The 22,167-nt window shown below is 67.8% G+C and carries 21 protein-coding genes, 1 other RNA gene and 1 pseudogene; 17 read left to right on the top strand and 6 right to left on the bottom strand.

The genetic code is table 11. From position 1 onward, the window contains the following. Nucleotides 1–35: 35 nt before the first annotated feature. The gene (locus tag FVE25_RS29845; protein ID WP_157250416.1) at nt 36–4,907 is read left to right on the top strand and encodes an NAD-glutamate dehydrogenase; all 4,872 of its coding nucleotides are present in this window, start codon (nt 36–38) and stop codon (nt 4,905–4,907) included. A gap of 57 nt (nt 4,908–4,964) precedes the next feature. Here FVE25_RS29845 and FVE25_RS29840 read toward each other — a convergent pair whose 3' ends face one another. Then, a complete protein-coding gene (locus FVE25_RS29840) occupies nt 4,965–6,014 on the bottom strand; it encodes a DUF8094 domain-containing protein (protein WP_157250415.1) in 1,050 nt (349 codons plus the stop codon). A gap of 47 nt (nt 6,015–6,061) precedes the next feature. Here FVE25_RS29840 and prfB point away from each other — a divergent pair, with 47 nt between their 5' ends. After that, entirely contained in the window at nt 6,062–7,177 is a 1,116-nt protein-coding gene (gene prfB, locus FVE25_RS29835) for a peptide chain release factor 2 (protein WP_157250414.1), read from the top strand. On the opposite strand, the gene FVE25_RS29830 is transcribed toward prfB, so the two are convergent. Further along, nucleotides 7,163–7,354: a hypothetical protein gene (locus tag FVE25_RS29830; protein WP_157250413.1), complete on the bottom strand. Its 192-nt coding sequence runs from the start codon at nt 7,352–7,354 to the stop codon at nt 7,163–7,165. The two genes, prfB and FVE25_RS29830, sit on opposite strands and share 15 nt — an antisense overlap. A gap of 202 nt (nt 7,355–7,556) precedes the next feature. Between FVE25_RS29830 and ftsE the strand changes: the two genes are divergently transcribed. The 8 genes from ftsE to FVE25_RS29790 all read left to right on the top strand — a co-directional run bounded on the left by ftsE (nt 7,557) and on the right by FVE25_RS29790 (nt 13,973). Then, nucleotides 7,557–8,246, top strand: coding sequence for a cell division ATP-binding protein FtsE (gene ftsE / locus FVE25_RS29825; protein WP_020541427.1), 690 nt, complete (start codon nt 7,557–7,559; stop codon nt 8,244–8,246). 20 nt (nt 8,247–8,266) lie between these two features. Further along, the gene (ftsX, locus tag FVE25_RS29820; protein ID WP_157250412.1) at nt 8,267–9,172 is read left to right on the top strand and encodes a permease-like cell division protein FtsX; all 906 of its coding nucleotides are present in this window, start codon (nt 8,267–8,269) and stop codon (nt 9,170–9,172) included. Between the two features lie 23 nt (nt 9,173–9,195). Then, nucleotides 9,196–9,663, top strand: coding sequence for an SsrA-binding protein SmpB (gene smpB / locus FVE25_RS29815; RefSeq protein ID WP_157250411.1), 468 nt, complete (start codon nt 9,196–9,198; stop codon nt 9,661–9,663). Nucleotides 9,664–9,692: 29 nt separating this feature from the next. Then, nucleotides 9,693–11,519: a penicillin-binding transpeptidase domain-containing protein gene (locus FVE25_RS29810; RefSeq protein WP_246267636.1), complete on the top strand. Its 1,827-nt coding sequence runs from the start codon at nt 9,693–9,695 to the stop codon at nt 11,517–11,519. Between the two features lie 295 nt (nt 11,520–11,814). Beyond that, nucleotides 11,815–12,199, top strand: a transfer-messenger RNA (tmRNA) gene (ssrA, locus tag FVE25_RS29805). A gap of 542 nt (nt 12,200–12,741) precedes the next feature. After that, on the top strand, nt 12,742–12,981 hold the full coding sequence (locus FVE25_RS29800) for a ribbon-helix-helix protein, CopG family (RefSeq protein ID WP_246267634.1): 240 nt from the start codon (nt 12,742–12,744) through the stop codon (nt 12,979–12,981). Beyond that, the gene (locus tag FVE25_RS29795) at nt 12,978–13,418 is read left to right on the top strand and encodes a PIN domain-containing protein (RefSeq protein WP_157250409.1); all 441 of its coding nucleotides are present in this window, start codon (nt 12,978–12,980) and stop codon (nt 13,416–13,418) included. The genes FVE25_RS29800 and FVE25_RS29795 overlap by 4 nt, the downstream gene beginning before the upstream one ends. Nucleotides 13,419–13,661: 243 nt before the next feature. Beyond that, entirely contained in the window at nt 13,662–13,973 is a 312-nt protein-coding gene (locus tag FVE25_RS29790) for a PIN domain-containing protein (RefSeq protein ID WP_219825703.1), read from the top strand. Nucleotides 13,974–14,386: 413 nt separating this feature from the next. Here FVE25_RS29790 and FVE25_RS29785 read toward each other — a convergent pair whose 3' ends face one another. Beyond that, complete coding sequence (locus FVE25_RS29785; RefSeq protein WP_157250408.1) at nt 14,387–14,740, bottom strand: hypothetical protein; 354 nt, start codon at nt 14,738–14,740, stop codon at nt 14,387–14,389. A gap of 218 nt (nt 14,741–14,958) precedes the next feature. Here FVE25_RS29785 and FVE25_RS29780 point away from each other — a divergent pair, with 218 nt between their 5' ends. The 4 genes from FVE25_RS29780 (at nt 14,959) to FVE25_RS29765 (ending at nt 17,195) form a co-directional block, all read left to right on the top strand. Further along, entirely contained in the window at nt 14,959–15,468 is a 510-nt protein-coding gene (locus FVE25_RS29780; RefSeq protein WP_157250407.1) for a hypothetical protein, read from the top strand. After that, complete coding sequence (locus FVE25_RS29775) at nt 15,465–15,788, top strand: hypothetical protein (protein ID WP_157250406.1); 324 nt, start codon at nt 15,465–15,467, stop codon at nt 15,786–15,788. The genes FVE25_RS29780 and FVE25_RS29775 overlap by 4 nt, the downstream gene beginning before the upstream one ends. Nucleotides 15,789–15,816: 28 nt before the next feature. Beyond that, complete coding sequence (locus tag FVE25_RS29770; protein ID WP_157250405.1) at nt 15,817–16,851, top strand: hypothetical protein; 1,035 nt, start codon at nt 15,817–15,819, stop codon at nt 16,849–16,851. Nucleotides 16,852–16,949: 98 nt separating this feature from the next. Continuing rightward, nucleotides 16,950–17,195, top strand: a complete 246-nt coding sequence (locus FVE25_RS29765) for a hypothetical protein (protein WP_157250404.1) — start codon at nt 16,950–16,952, stop codon at nt 17,193–17,195. Nucleotides 17,196–17,635: 440 nt separating this feature from the next. Here the strand turns inward: FVE25_RS29765 and FVE25_RS57100 are convergent. Then, nucleotides 17,636–17,776, bottom strand: a pseudogene (locus FVE25_RS57100) (DUF6879 family protein); the annotation flags it as partial. Between the two features lie 477 nt (nt 17,777–18,253). On the opposite strand from FVE25_RS57100, the gene FVE25_RS29760 reads away from it, so the two are divergent. Together FVE25_RS29760 and FVE25_RS29755 are read left to right on the top strand one after the other, a co-directional pair. After that, a complete protein-coding gene (locus tag FVE25_RS29760; RefSeq protein ID WP_157250403.1) occupies nt 18,254–19,108 on the top strand; it encodes a hypothetical protein in 855 nt (284 codons plus the stop codon). A gap of 101 nt (nt 19,109–19,209) precedes the next feature. Then, nucleotides 19,210–19,779 (top strand): hypothetical protein, encoded by a 570-nt coding sequence (locus FVE25_RS29755; RefSeq protein ID WP_157250402.1) that lies wholly within the window; start codon nt 19,210–19,212, stop codon nt 19,777–19,779. 5 nt (nt 19,780–19,784) lie between these two features. Here FVE25_RS29755 and FVE25_RS29750 read toward each other — a convergent pair whose 3' ends face one another. Continuing rightward, nucleotides 19,785–20,456, bottom strand: a complete 672-nt coding sequence (locus FVE25_RS29750; RefSeq protein WP_425489513.1) for a TetR/AcrR family transcriptional regulator — start codon at nt 20,454–20,456, stop codon at nt 19,785–19,787. A gap of 152 nt (nt 20,457–20,608) precedes the next feature. Here FVE25_RS29750 and FVE25_RS29745 point away from each other — a divergent pair, with 152 nt between their 5' ends. Continuing rightward, nucleotides 20,609–21,826, top strand: a complete 1,218-nt coding sequence (locus FVE25_RS29745; RefSeq protein ID WP_157250401.1) for an oxygenase MpaB family protein — start codon at nt 20,609–20,611, stop codon at nt 21,824–21,826. On the opposite strand, the gene FVE25_RS29740 is transcribed toward FVE25_RS29745, so the two are convergent. Beyond that, complete coding sequence (locus tag FVE25_RS29740) at nt 21,827–22,147, bottom strand: ArsR/SmtB family transcription factor (RefSeq protein WP_157250400.1); 321 nt, start codon at nt 22,145–22,147, stop codon at nt 21,827–21,829. Nucleotides 22,148–22,167: the final 20 nt, after the last annotated feature.

Here is a 22,167-nt window from a genome sequence, read left to right as displayed (position 1 = left end):
AATTTGGCAAACCCTCACAAAGGAGTGAGAGCGACATGCCGCTCGACGAGGCCAAGGACGAGCTGCTCCAGCGAGCCGCCCAGAGATGCGCCGCCGGAAACGACCATGTGACCCCCGAGGACGCGCTGGCGTTCCTGCGCGTCTATTACCGCCATGTGGCCCCGGAGGATCTGCTCGACCGCAACCCCATTGACGTGTACGGCCCGGCGATGTCGCACAAGCAGCTGGCCGAGGTGCGACCCCAGGGCAGGGCGGTGGTCAGGGCGTTCACGCCCACCTTGGAGGACAACGGCTGGGACCCCGGCCACTCGGTGGTCGAGGTGGTCACCGATGACATGCCGTTCCTCGTGGACTCCGTGACGATGGAGCTGGATCGCCACGATTTCGGCATCCACCTTGTCGTCCACCCCCAGATGCGGGTGCGCCGCGACATGACGGGCAAGATGCTCGGCCGCGGCCAGGAGGACGTGACCGGGCAGATGCTGGTCGAGAGCTGGATGCACATCGAGATCGACCGCCAGGGCGACCCCGAGGCGCTCAAGGGGATCGAGGCCGACCTCCAGCGCGTGCTGGCCGACGTCCGCCACGCCGTCGAGGACTTCGCCAAGATGCGCGCGCTGGCCGTACAGACCGCGGAGGACCTCACCCTCAACCCGCCGCCGCTGGAGCCTGCCGAGGTCGAGGACAGCCTCGACCTGCTGCGCTGGCTCGCCGACGGGCACTTCACCTTCCTCGGCTACCGCGAGTACCGCCTGGAGCACACCGAGCACGGCGACGAGCTGCGCTCCCTGCCCGGGGCCGCGCTCGGCATCCTGCGCGACGACAGGGTCGGCTCGGAGAGCTTCTCCGCGCTGCCGGCCGAAGTGCGCGCCAAGGCCCGCGAGAAGCAGCTGCTCATCATCACCAAGGCCAACTCGCGCGCCACCGTGCACCGGGCCGCCTACCTGGACTACATCGGCGTCAAGCTGTTCTCGCCCGAGGGCGAGGTCATCGGCGAGCGCCGCTTCCTGGGCCTGTTCACCCACGTCGCCTACAACGAGTCGATCTCCCGCATCCCCGTGCTGCGCCGTAAGCTCGCCGAAGTGCTGGAGAAGGCCGGCCTGGCCGCCGACAGCCATGACGGCAAGGACCTCATCGAGATCCTGGAGACCTTCCCGCGCGACGAGCTGTTCCAGACCTCGGTCGAGCAGCTCGTGCCGATCGCCCTGGGCGTGCTGCGCCTGCGCGAGCGCAAGCAGGTCAGGCTCTTCCTGCGCCGCGACGACTACGGCCGCTACATCTCCTGCCTCATCTACCTGCCGCGCGACCGCTACACCACGAAGGTCCGGCTCAAGATGCAGGAGCTGCTGCTCAAGGCGCTCGGCGGCAGCACGCTCGACTACAGCGCGATGATCGGCGAATCCGCCCTGGCCCGCCTGCACGTGGTGGTGCGCGGGGAGCGCGGCAAGCAGCTCCCGCCGCCCACCGTGGACGTCGAGGAGCTGGAGGCGCGCCTGGCCGCGATCACCCGCTCCTGGGAGGACGACCTGGCCACCGCCATCACCGAGATGACCACCGAGGAGGAGGGCCCCGGGCTGATCCGCCGCTACCAGTCCGCCTTCCCCGAGGGCTACAAAGCCGACTTCCCGCCCAAGATGGCCGTGGTCGACCTGCGCCGCCTGGAACAACTCGCCGGCACGCCCGACGACGAGGTCGGGATCAACCTCTACGAGCCGTATGACGCCACCGAGGGCGAGCGCCGGCTGAAGATCTACAAGCTCGGCACCCCGATCTCGCTGTCCAAGGTGCTCCCGCTCATCCAGCGCCTCGGCGTCGAGGTCGTGGACGAGCGCCCCTACGAGGTCGACCGGGACAACGACCCGGAGACCAAGAACGCCTGGATCTACGACTTCGGCCTGCACTACAAACCCTCGCCCGAGGTCGATCGCAACGACTTCAAGCGCCTGTTCCAGGACGCCCTGTCGGCCCTGTGGAAGGGCGAGGTCCAGGCCGACAACTTCAACGCGCTGGTGCTGTCGGGCGGGCTCACCTGGGAACAGGTCGAGATCCTGCGCGTCTACGCCAAGTACCTGCGCCAGGCCGGCACCACCTTCAGCCAGCGCTACATGGAACGCGTCCTCGGGGGCAACGTACGGCTGGCGCGGCTGCTGGTGCGCCTGTTCGAGGCCAGGCTCGACCCGCGGCGGGCCGACGACGTCCGCGAGGACCTGGTCGAGGCGCTCAACGAGGAGATCCTGGGCGCCCTCGACGAGGTCGCCTCCCTGGACGAGGACCGCATCCTGCGCGCCTACCTGGAGATGATCCAGGCCACCCTGCGCACGAACTACTTCCAGACCGGGCCGGACGGGCAGCGCAAGCCGTACATCGCGCTGAAGTTCGACCCGCTGGCGATCAGCGTGCTGCCGCTGCCCCGGCCGAAGTACGAGATCTTCGTCTACTCGCCGCGGGTCGAGGGCGTGCACCTGCGCTTCGGCAAGGTCGCCCGCGGCGGCCTGCGCTGGTCGGACCGCATGGAGGACTTCAGGACCGAGATCCTCGGCCTGGTCAAGGCGCAGATGGTGAAGAACACCGTCATCGTGCCGACCGGGTCGAAGGGCGGGTTCGTGGTCAAGCGGCCGCCGGTCGGCGGAGGCCGCGAGGAGCTGATGGCCGAGGGCATCGCCTGCTACCGGACCTTCATCTCCGGCCTGCTCGACGTCACCGACAACCTCGTGGACGGCAAGGTCGTGCCGCCGCCGGACACCGTCCGGCACGACGGCGACGACACCTACCTGGTCGTCGCCGCGGACAAGGGCACCGCGACGTTCTCCGACATCGCCAACAGCGTGGCCAAGGAGTACGGCTTCTGGCTGGGCGACGCGTTCGCCTCCGGCGGCTCCGTCGGCTACGACCACAAGGCCATGGGCATCACCGCACGCGGCGCGTGGGAGTCGGTGAAGTACCACTTCCGCACCATGGGCGTGGACATCCAGCACACCGACTTCACCGTCGCCGGCATCGGCGACATGTCCGGCGACGTCTTCGGCAACGGCATGCTGCTCTCGCAGCACATCCGGCTCGTGGCCGCCTTCGACCACCGGCACATCTTCGTCGACCCCACCCCCGACGCCGCCCGTTCCTTCGCCGAACGGCAGCGCCTGTTCACCCTGCCGCGCAGCTCCTGGGAGGACTACTCCAGCGAGCTCATCTCGGCCGGCGGCGGCGTGTTCCCGCGCACGGCCAAGTCCATCCCGATCACCCCGCAGGTCCGCCAGGCCCTGGGCATCGCCGAAGGCGTCACCTCGATGGCGCCCAACGACCTGATCAGCGCCATCCTGAAGGCCCCGGTGGACCTGCTGTGGAACGGCGGCATCGGCACCTACGTCAAGGCCGGCGCCGAGTCCAACGCCGACGTCGGCGACAAGGCCAACGACGGCCTGCGCATCAACGCCGCCGACCTGCGCTGCAAGGTCATCGGCGAGGGCGGCAACCTGGGCTTCACCCAGCTCGCCCGCATCGAGTTCGCACTCAACGGCGGCCTGGTCAACACCGACTTCATCGACAACTCCGCCGGCGTGGACACCTCCGACCACGAGGTCAACATCAAGATCCTGCTCGACCAGGTGGTGCGCGACGGCGAGCTGACCGACAAGCAGCGCAACCAGGTCTTCACCTCGATGACCGACGAGGTCGCCGAGCTGGTCCTGCGTGACAACTACAACCAGAACGTGGTCCTGGCCGGCGCCCGCGCGCAAGGGCCGGAGATGCTCCACATCCACGCCCGTTACCTGCGCAAACTGGAACGGGAAGGGCTGGTCAGCCGCGAGCTGGAGTTCCTGCCCTCCGACAAGCAGCTCGCCGAACGCCGCCAGGCCAGGCTCGGGCTGACCGCGCCGGAGTTCTCCGTCCTGCTCGCCTACACCAAGCTCGTCGTGGACGCCGAACTGCTGAACTCCGACCTGCCGGACGACCCGGCGCTGGCCCCGTGGCTGGTGTCGTACTTCCCGTCCGCGCTGCGCGAGCGCTTCCGCAGCTACATGGACGCCCACCCGCTGCGCCGCGAGATCATCACCACCTGCGTGGTGAACGAGCTGGTCAACTCCGCGGGCACCACGTTCATGTTCCGCCTCGGCGAGGAGACCGGCGCCTCCACCCCCGACATCGTGCGCGCCTGGCTGGTCACCCGCGAGGTCTTCGACCTGTCGAGCTTCTACCGCGCGGTCGAGGAACTGGACAACAAGGTTGACACCAGCACGCAGATCGCGATGCTGCTGGAGGCCCGCAAACTCGCCGAGCGCGGCACCCGCTGGCTGCTCAACAACCGCCGCCCGCCGCTCGACCTGGCCGGCTCGGTGAACTTCTTCGTCAAGGGCGTCAACGGGCTCCTGTCGCACATGCCCAAGCTGCTGACCGGGCCCGACCTGGCCGCCTTCGAAGAGCGCCGCGACGCGTTCGTGGCCCGCGGCGTGCCGATTGAGCTGGCCGAGCGCGTGGCCGCCATGGTCCCCGCGTACTCCACCTTCGACCTCGTCGAGGTCGGCTCGCTCGTCGACCGGCCGGTCAACGAGGTGGCCGAGGTCTACTTCGACCTCGCCGACCGCATCCAGCTCGCCCAGTTGCGCGAGCGCGTCATCGCCCTGCCGCGTGACAACCGGTGGAACGCGATGGCCCGCTCCGCCCTGCGCGACGACCTCTACGCCGCCCACGCCGCGCTGACCCGCGACGTGCTGGCCCACACCGTGCCGGGCACCTCACCCGAGGAACGCCTGGCCCGCTGGTCGGAGGCCAACTCCGCGGCGGTCGGCCGGGCCAAGCAGACGCTGTCGGAGATCTGGGAGAGCGACAACTTCGACCTGGCCACGCTGTCGGTCGCCCTGCGCGCCATCCGGACGCTGGTCTCCTCCACGAGCCTGCCGCACACGGAATAGACGAGGTACGGCGTCCCGGCTCACCGGTGGCCGGGACGCTCCGCCGTACCAGAGGGGTTATTTCCCGAACGCGCGGATCATGCCGCCGTCGTGGGCGATGACGATGGCGCGGCTCTTCGAGGAAGCCGGCGGGATGGACGTCGCGTACTGGTGGATCTCGGACATCTTCAGGGAACTCTTGAGCCGATCTCCCTTGATCGCCCACCGGGCGGTGTCGGGCACGGGGATGCCGTCGCTCACGGCGCTTCCGATCCGCGGCTCCACGGTGATGTTCCTGGTCAGGGTGTACTGGACGAAGGCGCCGCCGTCCTTGGTGCGCAGGGCGTACACGGGATACTCGCTGGCGCTCACGATGGGGTTGTAGAAGTAGCCCCCGCGCTTCCACACGCTGCGGTCCTCGGCGATCCGCGCGGCGATGTCCGTGGTGTACGGCCCGTCGGACAGCAAGTCGGCGGCGACGCCCTTCTTGCCCGCCTCGGCCACCGTCGCGTGCAGCGGGGCCATGAGCTTGGGGCCGATCAGCACGCTCTTGTCGTCGGACGGCACCAGCGTCGCATACCCCTGCGCGTCGACCTCCACCTCCGGCAGGCCGGCGCCGCGCTGCACCTCCGCCGCCGAGCCGAGGTACCACCGCGCACCGGACCTGGCGAAGACCAGGAACGTCGGCCGCCCGTCGCGCGGCACCAGCACGCTGAACCACGGCGCCTTCTCCTCCGGCCGGAAGCGCGGGACCAGCAGCTCGGGCTCGCCCCACACCCGCTGCGGCGGACGGTTGCCGCTGGCGGTGAAAGCGGCCGCGGTGAGCTCCTTCTGACCGTCGCGGGTGAGGTCGCCCTCCAGCTTCAGCGTGCTGTAGCCGCGGGCGGCCGCGGCGCGCAGCACGTTGTCGGAGGCGGTGAAAGCGGTGAAGACCTCGCGCGCCTCCTCCGGCGTGATCGGCGGCGCCGTGGGCGAGGGAGAAGGGGTGGGCGAGGCGCTGACCGGCGCGCGGGTGACGCCCGCGGCCTGGGGCGTCGGCGTCCCGGATGGCGTGCCAGAACAGGCGACCGCCCCGGCCAGCAGGCCGACGGCGAGCGCCAGCACCTTCCGCCGACCATATGCACGCACCTCGCCATGTTATTGGGGCGGGCGAGGGTCGCGTACCCTTGGGAGACGTGGCAGACAAGGATCCGGCAGAAGAGATCAGCGAGCTCGCGAACACGCTCCGCAACATCCAGGACGTGCTCGACCTCGACGCTATGCGCAAGCAGATCGCGGAGCTCGAGGAGCAGGTCGCCGCGCCGGACCTCTGGGACGACCCCGAGAAGGCGCAGAAGGTCACGAGCAAGCTCTCCCATCTGCAGGGCGAACTCAACCGGGTCGAGGGCCTGGCCAGGCGGCTGGACGACCTCACGGTCCTCTACGAACTGGCCGCCGAGGAAGGCGACGACGACACCCGCGCCGAAGCCGACAAGGAACTTGTCACGCTGCGCTCCGACATCGGCGCCATGGAGGTCCGCACCCTGCTGTCGGGCGAGTACGACGCCCGCGAGGCGCTGATCACGATCAACTCCCAGGCCGGCGGCGTCGACGCGGCCGACTGGGCGGAGATGCTGCTGCGCATGTACCTGCGCTGGGCCGAGCGCAAGAACTACTCCACCGAGGTCTACGAGACCTCCTACGCGGAAGAGGCCGGGATCAAGTCGGCCACCTTCACCGTCAAGGCCCCCTACGCGTACGGCACGCTGCGTGGCGAGCACGGCACCCATCGCCTGGTGCGCATCAGCCCCTTCGACAACCAGGGCCGCCGCCAGACCTCCTTCGCCGGCGTGGACATCGTCCCGGTCGTGGAGCAGACCGACCACATCGACATCATCGAGGACGAGATCCGCGTCGACGTCTACCGCTCCAGCGGACCCGGCGGCCAGGGCGTCAACACCACCGACTCGGCCGTCCGCATCACCCACCTGCCGTCCGGCATCGTGGTCTCCTGCCAGAACGAGCGCTCCCAGCTGCAGAACCGCGCCACCGCCATGGCCGTCCTCCAGGCCAAGCTGCTCGAGCGCAAGCGGCAGGAGGAGGCGGAGAAGATGTCGGAGCTGCGCGGCGCCACCACCACGTCATGGGGCACGCAGATCCGCAACTACGTCCTGCACCCGTACCAGATCGTGAAGGACCTGCGCACCGGCACCGAGGCGGGCAACCCGACAGCCGTCCTGGACGGCGACCTCGACGAGTTCATCGAGTCGGAGATCCGCTGGATGCGCCGCCAGGAGTCAGGCACCGACTAGGTGCCGGGCCGCCAGGGCGAAAAAGAGCAGGAGGAGCAGCACAAAGACGACGACGGCGGGTGAAAGGCCGCCGAAGCCCTGATTGTGCATCCGCTCACGGTTGGCACGGCACAGCGCGCATCGGCCCTCGATGACCGGATGGGCGCACTGCGCGCAGACGAGGTCTTCGCAACTCATGTCAGCCCCAAGTGTAGCCGCACAATCGTTTTGTTTCCGTTATGGACGTTCCATGCCAGTCTTCCCCCTAGACTGTGCTCTGGCCAATCGGAACGTCGATCATCAGTAAAGATGGACGCCCCCGGTCGGCCACGGCGGGAAGTGGGCATGTGCCACCCTTGCTTCCGCCCTGACCCCTAGACTGGCATGCCGTGATGCTCTCGTGATCCATTTCGATAATGTCACCAAGGTCTACGCGAACCAGAACCGGCCCGCTCTCGACCACGTCTCCGTCGACGTGGACAAGGGCGAGTTCGTGTTCCTCGTCGGTCCCTCGGGATCAGGCAAGTCCACCTTTCTCCGCCTGGTCCTCAAGGAAGAGCGGCCCAATTCGGGTGCGATCCATGTCGCAGGCAAGGATCTGGCCCGGCTGTCGAACTTCAAGGTGCCGCACCTGCGCCGCCGTATCGGCTGCGTCTTCCAGGACTTCCGGCTGCTTCCGAACAAGAACGTCTACGAGAACGTGGCGTTCGCGCTCGAGGTCATCGGAAAGCCGCGGCGGTTCATCCGCAAGGTAGTCCCGGAAGTCATCGAGCTGGTCGGTCTCGAAGGCAAGGCGCACCGCATGCCCGACGAGCTGTCCGGCGGCGAGCAGCAGCGCGTCGCCATGGCCCGCGCGTTCGTCAACCGGCCCATGATCCTGCTGGCCGATGAGCCGACGGGCAACATCGACCCCGCGACGAGCATCGGCATCATGAAGGTGCTCGACCGCATCAACCGGACCGGTACGACGGTCGTCATGGCCACGCACGACGCGGCCATCGTGGACTCCATGCGCAAACGGGTCGTGGAACTTGAGGACGGCAAGATCGTCCGCGACCAGTCGCGTGGCGTCTACGGCCAGGCGTACTGACAGGGAGCTACAGACACACCATGCGGGCGAACTTCATCTTCTCCGAGGTCTGGATCGGCCTTCGCCGCAACCTGACCATGACCATCGCGGTGGTCATCACCGTCGCCGTCGGCATGGCGATGCTGGGCGTCGGCCTGATGATCAACTACCAGGTCGGCCTGATGAAGAACTTCTGGTACGACAAGGTCGAGATCTCGGTCTTCCTGTGCGGCGAGAACACCCCGATGCCCTCGTGCAAGGGCAAGGCGGTGACGCCCGAGCAGACCACGACGCTCCAGGGCGAGATCAAGGGCATCCCGGGCGTCCAGGACGTGGCCTTCGAGAACCAGGCGGCGGCCTACGCCAACTTCAAGGCGGCCTTCAACGGCAACCCGGTCCTGGTCCAGGCGGTCCGGGTCGAGGACATGCCCGAGTCGTTCCGCGTGAAGCTGGCCGACCCCGACAACTACCAGCCGGTCATCCAGGCGCTCAGCGGCAAGCCCGGCATCTCCCAGGTGATCAACCACAAGGACCTCATCAGCAGGTTCTTCGAGATGCTCGACATGCTGCGGTTCTTCGCCCTGGTCGTCGCGGTCGTCCTGGTCCTGGCCGCCGCCCTGCTGATCGGCAACACCGTGCGGCTGTCGGCCTACAACAGACGGCGGGAAACCGGCATCATGCGCCTGGTCGGCGCCTCGAACCTCTACATCCAGCTCCCGTTCGTCATGGAAGGCGTCATCGCCGGCCTGGTCGGCGGCGTCTTCGCGGCCATCATGCTCATCGTGACCAAGGTCTTCATCTTCGAGAAGCTCGCCGAGTACGTCGGCTCGCCCGCAGCCCTCGGCTGGGACTCCGTGGCCTCGGTCATCTCCCTCACGATGGTCATCGGCGTGGTCATCTGCGTGCTCGCATCCTTCGTCACGCTCCGCCGTTACCTCCGGGTGTAAGAGAACGCCGGTACAGTCGAACCATGCCACGTGAGACCGGGCGGAAGGTCATCGCCCAGAACAAGCGTGCCCGGCACGACTTCCACGTCGAGGACACCTTCGAGGCGGGGCTCGTGCTGCAGGGCACCGAGGTGAAGTCGCTGCGCGAGGGCCGCGCCTCGCTCGTCGACGGCTACGCCAGCATCGACGACGGCGAAGCGTGGCTCATGAACGTCCACATCCCCGAATACGCGCAGGGGACGTGGACCAACCACACCGCCCGCCGCAAGCGCAAGCTGCTCCTGCACCGCAAGGAGATCGAGAAGCTGGCCGCCAAGACGAAGGAGGGCGGGCTGACGATCGTGCCGCTGCAGCTCTACTTCAAGGACGGCAAGGCCAAGATCGAGATCGGGATCGCCCGCGGCAAGAAGGACTGGGACAAACGCCAGTCCCTGGCCGAACAGCAGGCCAAGCGGGAGATGGCCAGGGCGCTGCGGCACCGCAACCGATGAAGCGCGCCCGCCGTACCCTCGCCGCGGCCGTGAGTCTCACGGCCGCGAGCCTGACGCTGACCGGATGCTTCGCGGAGCCGTCGGCGCACGACGCCGTGCGCGACTTCCTGGTCGGCTGGCAGTCGGAGGACTACGAGCTGGCCGCCGGCCGCGCCGACGGCGACCCCGCCGTCGTACGCAAGGCGCTCGAGGCGGCCAAGCTCGACCTCGACGCCGCCTCCTTCCGCTTTCGCGTCACCTCGCTCGCGCGCGAGGGCGACAACACCACGGCCAAGTTCAAAGCCGAGGTGGACCTGGGCGAGAACAGCCCGCTGTGGGAGTACGAGAGCACGCTGCCGCTGCACCTGGTCAACGGCCTGTGGAAGGTGCGCTGGTCGCAGTCGGTGCTGCATCCCCAGCTCAAGGACGGCCAGCGCTTCGCCGTACGACCCAGCTCCCAGCCGCGGCAGAAGGTGCTCGACCGGACCGGCGAGGCGCTCCAGCGCCCCGGGCGCCTGTACGTCGTCGGCGTGACCCCCTCCGAGCTCGGCGACCAGACCTCCAGCGTGGTCAAGCAGCTCGCCACGATCACCGGCTTCGCCGAGGACCGCCTGCTGAGCCGGGTCCGCTCCTCTCCGCCGGGCGACTTCGTCCAGCTCGCCACGTTCGGCAAGGACCGCTACCTGGACGTCCAGGCCAAGATCGCGGCGATCCGCCCGAGGGTCCGGGTCGAGCCCCAGGACCAGCCCGTCGACCCCGCCCCGCCGCGCGACATCGTGGGCAAGGTCGGCGCCCTCACCCCGGAGACCGAGGTCAAGCTCGGCGGCCCGCAGCGCGCCGGCGACTCCGTGGGGCGCAACGGCCTGCAGAAGGCATACCAGAACCACCTGACGGGCTCCACGAAGACGCAGGTGATCACCCTCGACCTCAAGACGGGCGAGGACGCCGCGGTCCTCAAGGAGTGGCCTGGCCGCCCCAACGGCCCCGTCCACACCACCATCGACACCGTCACCCAGACGGCCGCCGACGCCGCCGTCCTGCCCACCCAGGCCGGCACGCTCGTCGCCGTCAAGGCGTCCACGGGCGAGATCCTGGCCATCGGCACCAAGGACATGAGCCAGGTCAAGGACGCGCTGGGCGGCACATACCCGGCGGGCACCGCCTTCTCGATCGTGGCCGCCGACGCCCTGCTCAAGGCCGGCGTGAAGCGGACTCAGAAGCTCCGCTGCCCATCCGAGCGCACCGTCGGCGGCGCCAGGTTCGTCCAGACCGCCACCCGGACGCAGCCGGTGGCCACCTTCCAGGAACACTTCGCCAACGGCTGCGTCACCGCCCTGGCCTCGCTGGCCCGCCGCGTCAAGCCCGAAGACCTCAAGCGCAGCGCCCAGGCATACGGCATCGGCGTCACCTGGCAACTGCCCCTGAAGTCCTTCAACGGCCAGATGCCCGACCTCGTCACCGACGCCGACAAGGCCAAAGCCATCGCCGGCCAGAGCGTCGAGGTCAGCCCGCTGTCCATGGCCCTGATCGCCGCCGCGGTGAAATCCGGCACCTGGCACCCGCCGTCGCTGGTGACCAGCCCCGACCGCCCCGACCCCGCCGCAGAACAGGCCGCCGCAGAACCGCCCGCCGCCGTCCCCGTGGACCCCGCCGTGCGCAGCGCGCTGTTCCCGATGATGCGCGCCGGCGTCACCAGCTCACCCGCCGCCCAGGCGGGCGCCGGCCAGGTGTACGGCGTCGCCGCCGCCGTGCCCGGTCAGCAGCTCGGCTGGTTCGTCGGCTGGCAGGGGGATGTGGCGATAGCCGTACTGACCAAGAACTCCGACGCCGCCTCCACCGCAGGGCGGTTCTTCCAGGCCCTTCGTAACCCTCAGTAGTTTTTTATCACTCTGAGCAACCATTAAGGGCGTGAGATGCGTCTTACTCAGTGATTGGGCCCGCTCGGGGGGTTGCGGACTCAGTCGCCGCGATGATCAGGACTTCATCTCGGGGGAAGTCCTGCCGTCCGGACCGGCTTGACCCTGCCGGTCGGCCCCGGGGACGCGTGACGCTGTGCCGCGTTCCCGGGGCTTCGGCATGTCCGGGGGAATATGAGTTGGCGTCCGTGGTGTTCATCGATGTATCTTGCTTGTTGCTCGTCTCCCTCGCGGAGGCGTGTTGACAACTGAACATGGGGGTGACTGGTTTCGACTTTGACCTTGCAAGGCAGGGGAAGCGGGCCGAGGACGGCGGACATAACCTCGTTAATCCTGTGACCGCGAACAATAAGTGCCAATAAGAAGCACTCCGAGGTCAGCCAGGGTTCCCTGGCTCTCGCTGCCTAAGTAGCGAAACCTCTGTCAGCCTGAGCACGCCCTCGGCTCAGGACCTGGCATCGCTAGAGGGCTCCACCGCTCGACCCGGCCACGGGGGAGAGCGGGAAAACAAACAGTGGCTGAGCCTGTCGGCGACGCGCCTGCGTGAGCGCCGGGGCTGAGAACACGTTAAGCAGGCTGCGCCCGGAGAAGTCCTGGTTTGGGGTTGAAGGACCCGGGTTCGATTCCCGGCACCTCCACGAAAGCATGGTCTTGCCCTCTGCGCCCTTCGGGCGTGGGGGGCAAGTCTGTTTTCTTGGGTTTACAAGCATTGTGCTCCGCTTCGCTCCGCGCGTTCCTCCAGTCGGGGCGCGGCCCCGACCCCTATCGGGCCTCCCTTCGGTCGGGCTGCCTTCTTGGGTCCCACCCGTTGCCCGGCTAGGTGGTTGCGCCGCTGGAGCCCGCCCTTGATCGGTGGGCCTCGCTTCGCTTGGACCTTGTGGCTGGTTTGCCGGGCTGTAATGGCGGCTTAGGTGTCCGTGGGTTCTGAGTATCGGTGTCGATCCGGATTCAGGCAGGCATGGGCGCAGTGAGCTTGTTCCGCTTTGACGGACGCCACCGGTGTGTCGGCCAGGGGGCCAGGGTGGGGCCTCGTAGTCCGACGGGACTGTGGTAGTCCGGCTGCTGGGCAGCCGATGCAGGCTGTAACGGTCCTCGATGGTTTGAGATCTCCGAGGTAGCTGAGTCATGCCGCGCTGGTGTGAGATCGTGACCTGCACAGATGAATGTGTACTATGCTTGGTACATGTCGAAGATGCAGCGGACCAACGTCTATGCCGATCCCGAGGACCTGGCCCAGATTAAGGAGAACGCCCAAAGGCTTGGTGTTTCCGAGGCTGAGCTGATTCGGCGTGGTATCAAGCTGGCCGCCATGTCCACCAGGGTCTGGGACGAGCCGCTCGACTTCCCCGAGTTCGACAGCGACGGTAGCCCCCTCACTTCCGAAGTCATTCACCAGGCCGTAGTCGATGGGGCCGTGAAGTGATCGTCGTCGCCGACACTTCCGGACTGATCGCCTCGGTGGATCGCAAGCTGGGTTCCTCCGAACGGGAGGCCTGCCGCCGCGTCCTGTCGGAGGCCAGTACGGTAATCGTGTCTCCTTTGGTGCTGGCCGAGGTAGACCATGTTGCCTCGCAGAGGTTCGGCCTGAAGGAGCGCGACGTCCTGATCGGCTTCATCGTCGCTCAGGTGCGTCGTATGCGCTTCCAAATGCCTGAGCTGGACGCCGACAAGCTGGAGGCCGCCCTGGGCATCCGGTCCCGGTACGGACAGCTTCGGCTTGACCTGGCCGACTGTATGAACGCGGTGCTCGCAGCTGACTACCGCACCGATGCGATCCTCACTCTCGACCAGCGAGACTTCCGCGTCATCAAGCCCTTGACCGGGTCCCCGGCCTTCCGGATCCTTCCGTTCGATCGGTAGTGGGACGCTTGGCGAGCTCAAGCAGCAGGGACGAGGATGTGGGTGTCCCCACCGCATATTCTCCTGGTCAAACCATGGATGCTCAGAGATCTCGTCCGACCGAGGTGAGCGTCCGCCAGTTCGTCAACGACTCCGGTAGCGTCCCGCGCGGCTTGCGTGAGGGAAGGCGCTTGTACGAGGTGCGGGTTGATCCGGACGCAGCGATCGACGATGAGCTGTGTGATCCGTTCGAGGGACCGGCCTGTGGGCCGGCATGAGCGGGGTGTTCTGGACACGAACATCGTGGCCGCCTTCAAGTTCTTCGATCCCGCTGGACTACCTATGGAGTCGGCGATCATGGCTGTGACGCTCGGTGAACTGTCGCGTTGCCCGTACGCCACCGATGATGCGGTCAAACGCGCCGGGAGAGTCGCGGTGCGCCCGCATGCTGAGGCGGCGTTCGGCGATCCGGTGTCGTACGACGCCGAGGCGGCCCGGATGTTCGGGCAGTTCTGCGCCGTGGTGTACGCGCGAGGACGACAACCGCCAGCAACGAACTGCCGTGGTTCAGGGTGAACCTCAAGGACTTCGCCGGCTTGGAACGGCTGGTGGACGTGATCGCTGTGACGCGACCTCACGGAGCGACAGGCTGGCGCAAGAGGTCTGCCTTGTAGAGGGGACCATGACGAGCGGCTGGCCGACGGCTTTCCCGAGAGACCTTTCGCCGGGCCCGATTGGTCAAGCGTGGCCAGTCCGCTTCAACGGACGATCGCCTGACGCAGCTTCATCACCTGAGACATGGTGTTCGAGTAGGCGGTGATTAGGTCCACAGATATGGTCTTGCCCTCTGCGCCCATCGGGTGTGGGGGGCAAGGCTGTTTTCTGGGGTTTACAGGCATGGCGCTCCGCGCGTTCCTCCAGTCGGGGCGTTGCCCCGACCCTGGAGGGCCTCCTTTCGGTCGGGCTGTCCTTCCTAGTGGTCGCGCCCGTTAATTCGTCGGGGGTGGAGGGTTGAGCCAGGCTGTGGTGTCACCGAGGTAGAGGCCGCAGGCGCAGTCGAGGGCTTCTTGCGGTGTGCCGGTTGGGTAGCCGCTGGGCAGGACAGATTTTTCGTAGTCGTCGTGGCTTGCGCGGTAGATGGCAAAGCCCCAGCTGGTGGCCGATCCGGTGTACCGGAGCCGGCAGAGCGGCAGGTTGGTGCCGTCGAGGAGGTGGCCGGCGATGTAGGCGAACTCGCCGTGGTGGCGGACGGTGATGCCGGCGAGCTGAGGCCAGCGCTCGCGTGCCCGCGCGATCAGGCGCTGGCGCAGCGAGATCCGGGTTGAGTCGGGTGGCCTGGCCATATGGCCATCATGCCCTGCTATAGAGGCTTCACCATGAAGCGCATGCCCCTCAGCCCTTACCTCATACGCCTGCTCGATGCTGACCGCGCCGAATTGGAGTCGGTGTCACGGCGCGTCTCAGAGGTAGATGCGCTTCGGCAGCCGGTAGGGCACGTTGGCCGGGAGCGTTTGCCCGTGGGCCTCTGCATGGCTCTCACGGACGTTCTGGCTCCCTCAAGGTGCTCGGCAACGCGACCGTGGGCGACGGCACCACCAGCCGCAGCCTGGACCTCCTCTCCAGCGCCGCCGGCGCCACCTGGCACAACCGCATCAGCATCGAAGTGCCCGACCAGACCGGCGCCCTCCAAAGCGCGCTCGAGATCCCCTTCGCGCCATGGAACGTCGCGAACGGATACGGCATCGCCGCCCAAGACGTCTACGTCCGAGCTATCGCGAAGCTGATCGCCGGAAGCGTCCCCATGATCGTCGAAGGCGCGCCCGGCACATCTACCTGTCGTCCACGGACGGCACCAACATCGGCGGCAAGGACTCCTACCGCCGCTGGGCGATCCAAGGCGACAACAGCACGGAGGGCGGCCCAGTTCGGCAGTCTCGGATTCGCCACCGAGGCCGGCGAGCGATGGGCGGTCGGACTCCGCAACGACTCCACCGACGACCTGCACATCCGCAACACCGCCCAGGGCGTCACGGGCTCCTGCTCGAAGACCGCGCCACGGCGCCCAACTTGAGCCTGCTCACCGCGACGAAGAACTACGGCGGCGGCGCCGGAGTCGTCTACATCCCGAACGCGGCCACGCCACCCGCCACCAACCCGGCCGGCGGCGGCCTGCTCTACCCCAAAGGCGGGCTTCTCAAGTGGCGCGACCCGGCGGGCGGCATCGCCGCGTTCGGGGACGTTGCCCTCATGGCTTCGACCAGGTACGAGAACCATGAGGAAGTCCTGACCGGCAGCGGCTTCGTTATCACCGGTCTGAACGGAACCGTGACACTCTGGAACACCGTGCAGTGTGTCCTCAGGGTCCCGACCGACCAGGAGCAAATTAACTGATCGTCAAGAGTAAAGGGCAGGTGGGGTGATGCTCTTCTCAAGAGATCCGATCCTCTCGGGTGTGACATTCGGAAATCTCGCGGCGTTGCGCCACCTGCCTCCTGGGATGCGGTTCGGGGAGCAGCCCGACCCGCTGCTGGCACTCATCGCCGGTCAACTCCGCGAGCTACCGCGTGATGCCGACCTTGACGAATGGGCCGTCGAGAATCATGCCGCAACGTGCTGTTCGGCACTGCTGCGGCGAGAGTGGGAGCAGGTTGCCCGTAGGTTCCGGCGTGAGCCGCACCCTGACGACACCGCATCGGTAGATCTGGTGCGGGCAGGCGAGCAGGCAGGCTGGACTCCGGAACTCATCGAAACGGGTGACGACGACCTGGTGGCGCAGTTACGGACCGTCTGGGATCAGCCTGACCTTCATGCCGCCTTGCGACGTTTTCTGAGCCCGATGCCGATGTGCATGCTCAGTGAGTATCTGGCCGGCGATGAACCGGCCGTCTCTCCCTTGACGTGGGTGCTCGCGCATCACCGCACGACTGCGGTGGGGGAGGTCCTTTACCTGATCGCGGAGAACGCCATCCCCGCCGGCTGGAAGAGCATCGGCGTCCCGCGAAGGGATCTTCGGCTTCACCTCACGGCGAGGTCGGCACGACATCCCGTGACGGTGACCGGCCTGCTCATTGGCTCCGTCGGCATCGAGGTACGGGCGCACTGCCGCCTTCCCCAGCGCACGCCCACAGGCGACATCAAGTGGGGAGGGTTCGCCGAGGCATTCGACGACCAAGGATTCCGATACCTGATGGGCCGCGCAGACAGGGACACGCAGCTTGGCCCTGTCGCTCAGTTTCGCCGGGAAGGGATCCTGAGCAGGAGCCACCGGCAATATCTGCGGCAGAACATCTACCCCTGCCCACCGCAGGGAAGCACAGCCCTGACGCTCATCTCTCTCGGACACTCCCGAGCCGAATACCCGGGGAGGGAGTGGTCCGCCGAGATGATCCTGAGTTCGGAGCCGGACCGGACCGAAGTCACCATACCTATCATCGACTCCCCCATGGATGCTTGACCCAACTGCGGATTGCGGGGACGGCGGAAATCGCGCTTGCGTGCGATCCGGGCGCCTTAGGCGGGAGGGACGGGGCTTCAGTCGGCGAACACCACGCTATGCGCCGCCTGCGTCAGGTGAGCCTGAACCGGGGCGGGTATCCCGATTCGGTTCCAGTGGAAGATCGCGTGGTGAGCCAGGATCGCACGAAGCCCGCGATTCTCGAGTTCGGCACCTCTCAGCATCGCCATGCAGAAAAGAACCGACAGCTCTCGCCGCCTGACAGGGCCTTCGTCGAGGTGGGAGCGGTGGAGGAAGATGTTGCGGCTGTCGGCGTGGAACAGGTCGTGGGCCGTCGCACGTGATGAGCCCTGCCGTGTCGAGGTGCAGCTGGGTGGGTGCCAGGTGCGTGAGGACGAGTTGCTCGGCGGCAGGCATCCCAACTCGTCGCGGTCGGTTCGGTGGCGGTGCTGATCAGCGTGAGCGCCAGTCCGGCCATCCCGTTCAGGAAGCCGGGCTCGCGAACGTGCGGTAGCGGGTTGGCATCGTGGGCGAGGGCGTTCACGCGGCGGATCAACGCCAGGTTGTTGGCTGTGGCGGCGATGCGGCGGGGAGGTGCGCAGCAGGCCGGCCCAGCCGTGGCACAGGCCAGGGGTGCTGATCCGGGCCAGTTGGCTAGGGTCGGTGAGGCAGGCACAGCGCGACGATGTGCGAGTCGAAGATCCAGAAGTCTGCGTCTGAGAGGTTCACCCTCGCCACATGTTCCGCACGTCCTCACCAAGGGCGCCGTCTCCGCGTGGGCGAGGAGATTGAGCTGGCCTGGCGTGGGCGGGTCGTCGAGGATGCGGACTCGGCCAACGGCCACACCATCAGCGGAATTGGCGCGGATGGTGCGGCTCCACGGGGTGTCGAAGTCCCACGTGGGAGTTTCCCCGTTGACGAACTGGCGCCATGTCGGTCCCCACCGCGCCCGATCGAGGGTGCGCGATGATCAATCCTGATCTGGATGCGGTCGATGTGACCGCTGACGACCTGAAGACCGCCTACGCGAACGCCCTCAGCAGCCGAGAAAGAGGCTGGAGGGGGCGCTTTCCGAGTGCGGTAGCTGGGAGGAAACGGCGAAGGCACTGAGGACGGCGCGTGTGCCGTACCGGGTGGACTGCAAGGTGGCCGTCATTCGGTGTTGGCGTGGCAACTTATCCGCCGAAGGGCGCGTCTCATCCTTGTGGGCTTATTGCTTCGCGGCGCTGCCGCACTCGTCGCCTTTGCGGTCGCGACGGGACCGGCCGCCGCCCATGCCGTGGCGCCGGTCGGTCAGTGGAGTGTCGTCCATAACGACCGTCGCGACTCTTACGACACGGTGACGGTGACGCCGGGCGGGGCGGTCTGGGTTGCCGGATCGACGCGCGGCCGGTCTGTGCTGTTGAAGGGCGGCCGGTCCACCTTCAAGCGGGTCGCCGGGCCGGGCTTCCGGGTGAAGCGGCTGGCGTCGGCCTCCGACACCAGGGTCTGGGCGTTCGGCGGGTCGCGGTATGCCCGCTGGGACGGCAGGCGCTGGCAGGTCCGGCCATGGCGGCACGGCCGGGTGGATCGGGCGTACTCCATCGGCGAGAACCTGTGGGTCATCGAGGACTCCAACGCCTTCCCGCGGGCTGGTGAGGCGGGGTGGCAGGCGCGCTCCACGCTGCGGCGCCTGGCCGGGTCGGTGTGGCGCAGGGTCCGGACGCCGATCGTGGTCAAAGGGCTCGACGGCAAGTGGGCGGCGGGCTCGGTGCGGGGCGCGGCGGCTCTGGCTCGTTGGAGTGGTACGGCGTGGCGGGCGGTTGCCCTTCCGGGGATTCCGTTCGCGCGCCCGGGGCAGATCTCGGAGCTGACGGATGTGGCGGTCGACGGTGAGACCGGCCGGATCATGGCCGTCGGCTGGGTTGCCTGGCCGTGCGGAACCGGTATGCGCTCCTTCTGCGGGGAGACTCTGCTGTTGTCCGGATATCCGGGCAGCTGGACGTTCGCGGTCCGCGCTGAGCCGGGCATCCAGCCGCGGGCCCAGGCCGAACCCGACGGCAGAGGCGGGGCCTGGGTCGTCTACGACGCCAAGGGCGGGGGGAGCGGGTTCCTGCACATCGGCACGGACGGGGTCGAGCAGGGCATGTTTCCGGCGGCGTCCAACCGGAATGCGGCCGTTCGTGACCTCGCCGTTCAGCTGGGGACCGGGTCCGTCTGGGCGGTTGGCGCAGCACCATCCGGCGGTAGCGGCGTGGTCTGGCACTACGGCCCCTGAGCCTGGCATCCCTATGAGAGGTCTCTCATGGGGATGTCAGCTACCTCTCATCGCCCGCCACCAGGCTGGTGGCCGGCGATGAAGAGATGAGGAGGCCGGACATGGGCAAGGTCAAGCTGGTGCTGGTGGGGTCGGTGCTCGGGCTGGGGCTGGGGGCCGGGGTGCTGGCCGGGCCCGCGCTGGCGGAGGAGCGGACGTGCCGCGCTGCGATCGGGGCCAGCAAGCTCGACAACGTCCGGGTGCCGCGGGGCGCGACGTGCACGCTCACCGGTACGCGGGTGAAGGGCACGGTCACGGTGGAGCGGGGCGCGGTGCTCGTGGCGCGCGGAGTGCATGTGGCGGGCAACGTCCAGGCCGAAGGCGCGCGGACCGTTACCGTCACCGGGGGTTCCACGGTGGGCGGGAGCGTGCAGGTCAAGCAGGGCGGGGCGGCGACGGTCCGTTCGTCGCGGGTCACCGGTGACCTCCAGTACGACGCCAACCGCGGCCGGCTCCAGGCGGCCGGCAACCGGGTCGGCGGGAGCATCCAGATCGTCGGCAACCGCGGGCGGGCGCTGGTGGAGCGCAACACGGTCAAGGGCGATCTGCAGTGCAAGGAGAACAACCCGGCGCCGAGGGGCGGCGGCAACGTGGTGGGCGGCAACAAGGAGGACCAGTGCCGCCGCCTGTGATCACGTCAGGCCGGTGGATTCAGCATGGGGACGAGGAAGCGGCGGGCCACCGCGGCCAGTTGCCGGTCGTCGTCCAGGTCGATGACGGCGCTGGGGATCGTCAGGAAGGAGGTGGAGATCCGCACCATCATCTCGGCCACCACGTCGACGTCGAGGCTGCTCGAGACGTTGCCCGCGCGTTGCTCGCTGCGGAGTTGGCCGGCGACGAAATGGCGGACCGTGGCGAGGGTCTGACCTCCGTCGGCCGTCATGGAGGGGACCAGCAGGTCTGGCTCCGCGGAGATGAGTCCGCCGATCAGCGGGTTGCCGCGGATGGCCCGCAGGGAGCTGACGAAGCCCAGGACCACTCTGTCGGCGGCGGTGCCGGCCTGTTCGATGTCGATGAGGAACTGGTCGAAGTAGCGGCGGAACTCCCGGCGCACCACGTGTTCGACCAGCGTGTCCTTGGTGTCGAAGCGCCGGTAGACCGTGATCCGGGACACCTTCGCCAGCCGGGCGACGTCCTCCATGGTTGAGCGTCTGATGCCCATGCGGCAGAACTGTTCGTACGCCGCGTCAAGGATGCGCGTCCGTAGCTCGTCGTTGTCGTCGACGCGCTCGACGGCCTCGACGTAGGCGCGCTCCAGCAGCGACTCCGAGTCCGATGGCGCCATGAATCCGGACAGCACAGACTCCACGATCACCTCCTGTAGGGGTTCTGTCTCAAGTGCACCCTTGTGATGCTCATCACACTATGGTCTGATGATACACAGATTCAGGATTTGTTTCTGAGTATCACGACTTTCTCGCATGTCCTGACCGGGACCCCCACCTCGAAGGAGTGCAGAGCATGGCAGAGTTGAGCAGGCGCGAGGTACTGATCTCGGGCACCGCCCTGGGAGCGCTGGGCGCGTTAGGGATGGCCGCCCCGGCCCAGGCGGACTCCGGCGACTGGACCTGGCCGGCCAGCGGTTCGATCGCGGGTTCCGGCAGCGGGGCCGACCCCCGGTGGGTGTGGGACGACGAAGCCGATCCGCTTCTCGCCTCACTGCTCGACCGCGGAGCCGTACCCGAGGTCAATCGGCTGCTGCATGACTGGAACCGCAACGACCAGCCCCTTCCCGCGGGGCTGCCGGAGGATCTGCGGGCCTTCATCGAGCGGGCGCGGCAGCTGCCGGCGTGGGCCGATCCCGCCAAGCTGGACGCCGGGGCGCGCTTCCACGCGCTCAAGGGGAACTACATCGTCGTCCTCACCATCGTCGGCGCCGGGATGCTGGCCACCGCCATCCCCAAGGAGGCGCGCGCGGTCTACTACTCCGCGGGCGGTGCGGATCTGAAGGACCGGATCGCCAAGACGAACATCCTGGCGTACGCCGTCAGGCCCCAGAACGCCTGGGGCGCCGGCGGCACGGCCGTGGTCGAGGCGGTGAAGACCCGGCTGGTGCACGCGGCGGTACGGCACCTACTGAAGTCGTCGCCCCACTGGTCCGGGCCCATCCCGATCAGCCAGGAGGACATGCTCGTCACGTGGCACACCCTGGCGACGTACTCCATGCGCGGGATGCGGGAGTGGAAGGTACGGATCTCCTCCGCCGAGGCCGAGGGATACCTGCACTCGGTCCAGATGCTGGGGCACATGCTCGGCATCAGGGACGAGTTCCTCCCCGCCACCTGGGACTCCTCCTATGCCCAGTCGGATCTGGTCCTGCCCAGGAACATGGGGCCGACCAGGGAGGGCGTGGAGCTCAACGGCATCCTGCGGGACATGCTCGCGGAGCTGACCAGTCCGGGCGGCATCGACAAGCCTCTCGTCAACGCGTTCGCCAGGTACCTCACCGGCAACCAGGTGGCCGACTGGAACGGCATCCGGCGTGAGCCGGTGTGGGACCCGGTGGTCAAGACCGCCTGGCCGCTGCTGGTGCGCTTCCGGGAGGGCCTGATCGGGCTGCCGCTGGTGCCGGCCGCCGCCTGGCTTCTCGACGAGATGGTCAAGAAGTGGACCACGTACTACCTCACCAGGGGAGCGCAGACCAAGATCGTGATCCCGACGGGCAACCGGCCCGGCTGATCACGAGGCTGTCCGGCGGTGTGCGCCCAGGACCGAGTCGAGCAGGCCGGGGAACAGCGTTTCGAGGTCGTCGCGGCGCAGCCGTACGAGCCTTGAGCGGCCCTGGATCGTCGTCCACGTGACCCCGGCCTCGCGCAGCACCCGGTAGTGGTGCGACAGCGTCGTCTGGTGGACGTCGATGTCGCCGCCGATCGTGTTGCAGACGTCCTCGCCCATCCTGTCGAGGCGGTGGACGAGTTCCAGCCGCACCGGATCGGCCAGCGCACGCAGGACCTCCACCAGTCGGATGGCCTCGGTGGCCGGTTGTGACACCTCACGCATGGTCCTACCCTATCCATACA

Source organism: Nonomuraea typhae (assembly GCF_009760925.1).
GTDB classification, from domain to species: Bacteria; Actinomycetota; Actinomycetes; order Streptosporangiales; family Streptosporangiaceae; genus Nonomuraea; species Nonomuraea typhae.
The sequence above is the reverse complement of the archived record's forward strand: the minus strand, read 5'-3'. Positions and strand labels throughout refer to the sequence as shown.

Bases quoted from the DNA above. Each gene is read 5' to 3' on its own strand.
- FVE25_RS29845 (WP_157250416.1), top strand. From the start codon at position 36: ATGCCGCTCGACGAGGCCAAGGACGAGCTGCTCCAGCGAGCCGCCCAG.
- FVE25_RS29830 (WP_157250413.1), bottom strand. From the start codon at position 7,354: ATGAGTTGCGAAGACCTCGTCTGCGCGCAGTGCGCCCATCCGGTCATC.
- ftsX (WP_157250412.1), top strand. From the start codon at position 8,267: ATGCGGGCGAACTTCATCTTCTCCGAGGTCTGGATCGGCCTTCGCCGC.
- smpB (WP_157250411.1), top strand. From the start codon at position 9,196: ATGCCACGTGAGACCGGGCGGAAGGTCATCGCCCAGAACAAGCGTGCC.
- FVE25_RS29800 (WP_246267634.1), top strand. From the start codon at position 12,742: ATGTCGAAGATGCAGCGGACCAACGTCTATGCCGATCCCGAGGACCTG.
- FVE25_RS29785 (WP_157250408.1), bottom strand. From the start codon at position 14,740: ATGGCCAGGCCACCCGACTCAACCCGGATCTCGCTGCGCCAGCGCCTG.
- FVE25_RS29770 (WP_157250405.1), top strand. From the start codon at position 15,817: ATGCTCTTCTCAAGAGATCCGATCCTCTCGGGTGTGACATTCGGAAAT.
- FVE25_RS29765 (WP_157250404.1), top strand. From the start codon at position 16,950: ATGCGCCGCCTGCGTCAGGTGAGCCTGAACCGGGGCGGGTATCCCGAT.
- FVE25_RS29755 (WP_157250402.1), top strand. From the start codon at position 19,210: ATGGGCAAGGTCAAGCTGGTGCTGGTGGGGTCGGTGCTCGGGCTGGGG.
- FVE25_RS29745 (WP_157250401.1), top strand. From the start codon at position 20,609: ATGGCAGAGTTGAGCAGGCGCGAGGTACTGATCTCGGGCACCGCCCTG.
- FVE25_RS29740 (WP_157250400.1), bottom strand. From the start codon at position 22,147: ATGCGTGAGGTGTCACAACCGGCCACCGAGGCCATCCGACTGGTGGAG.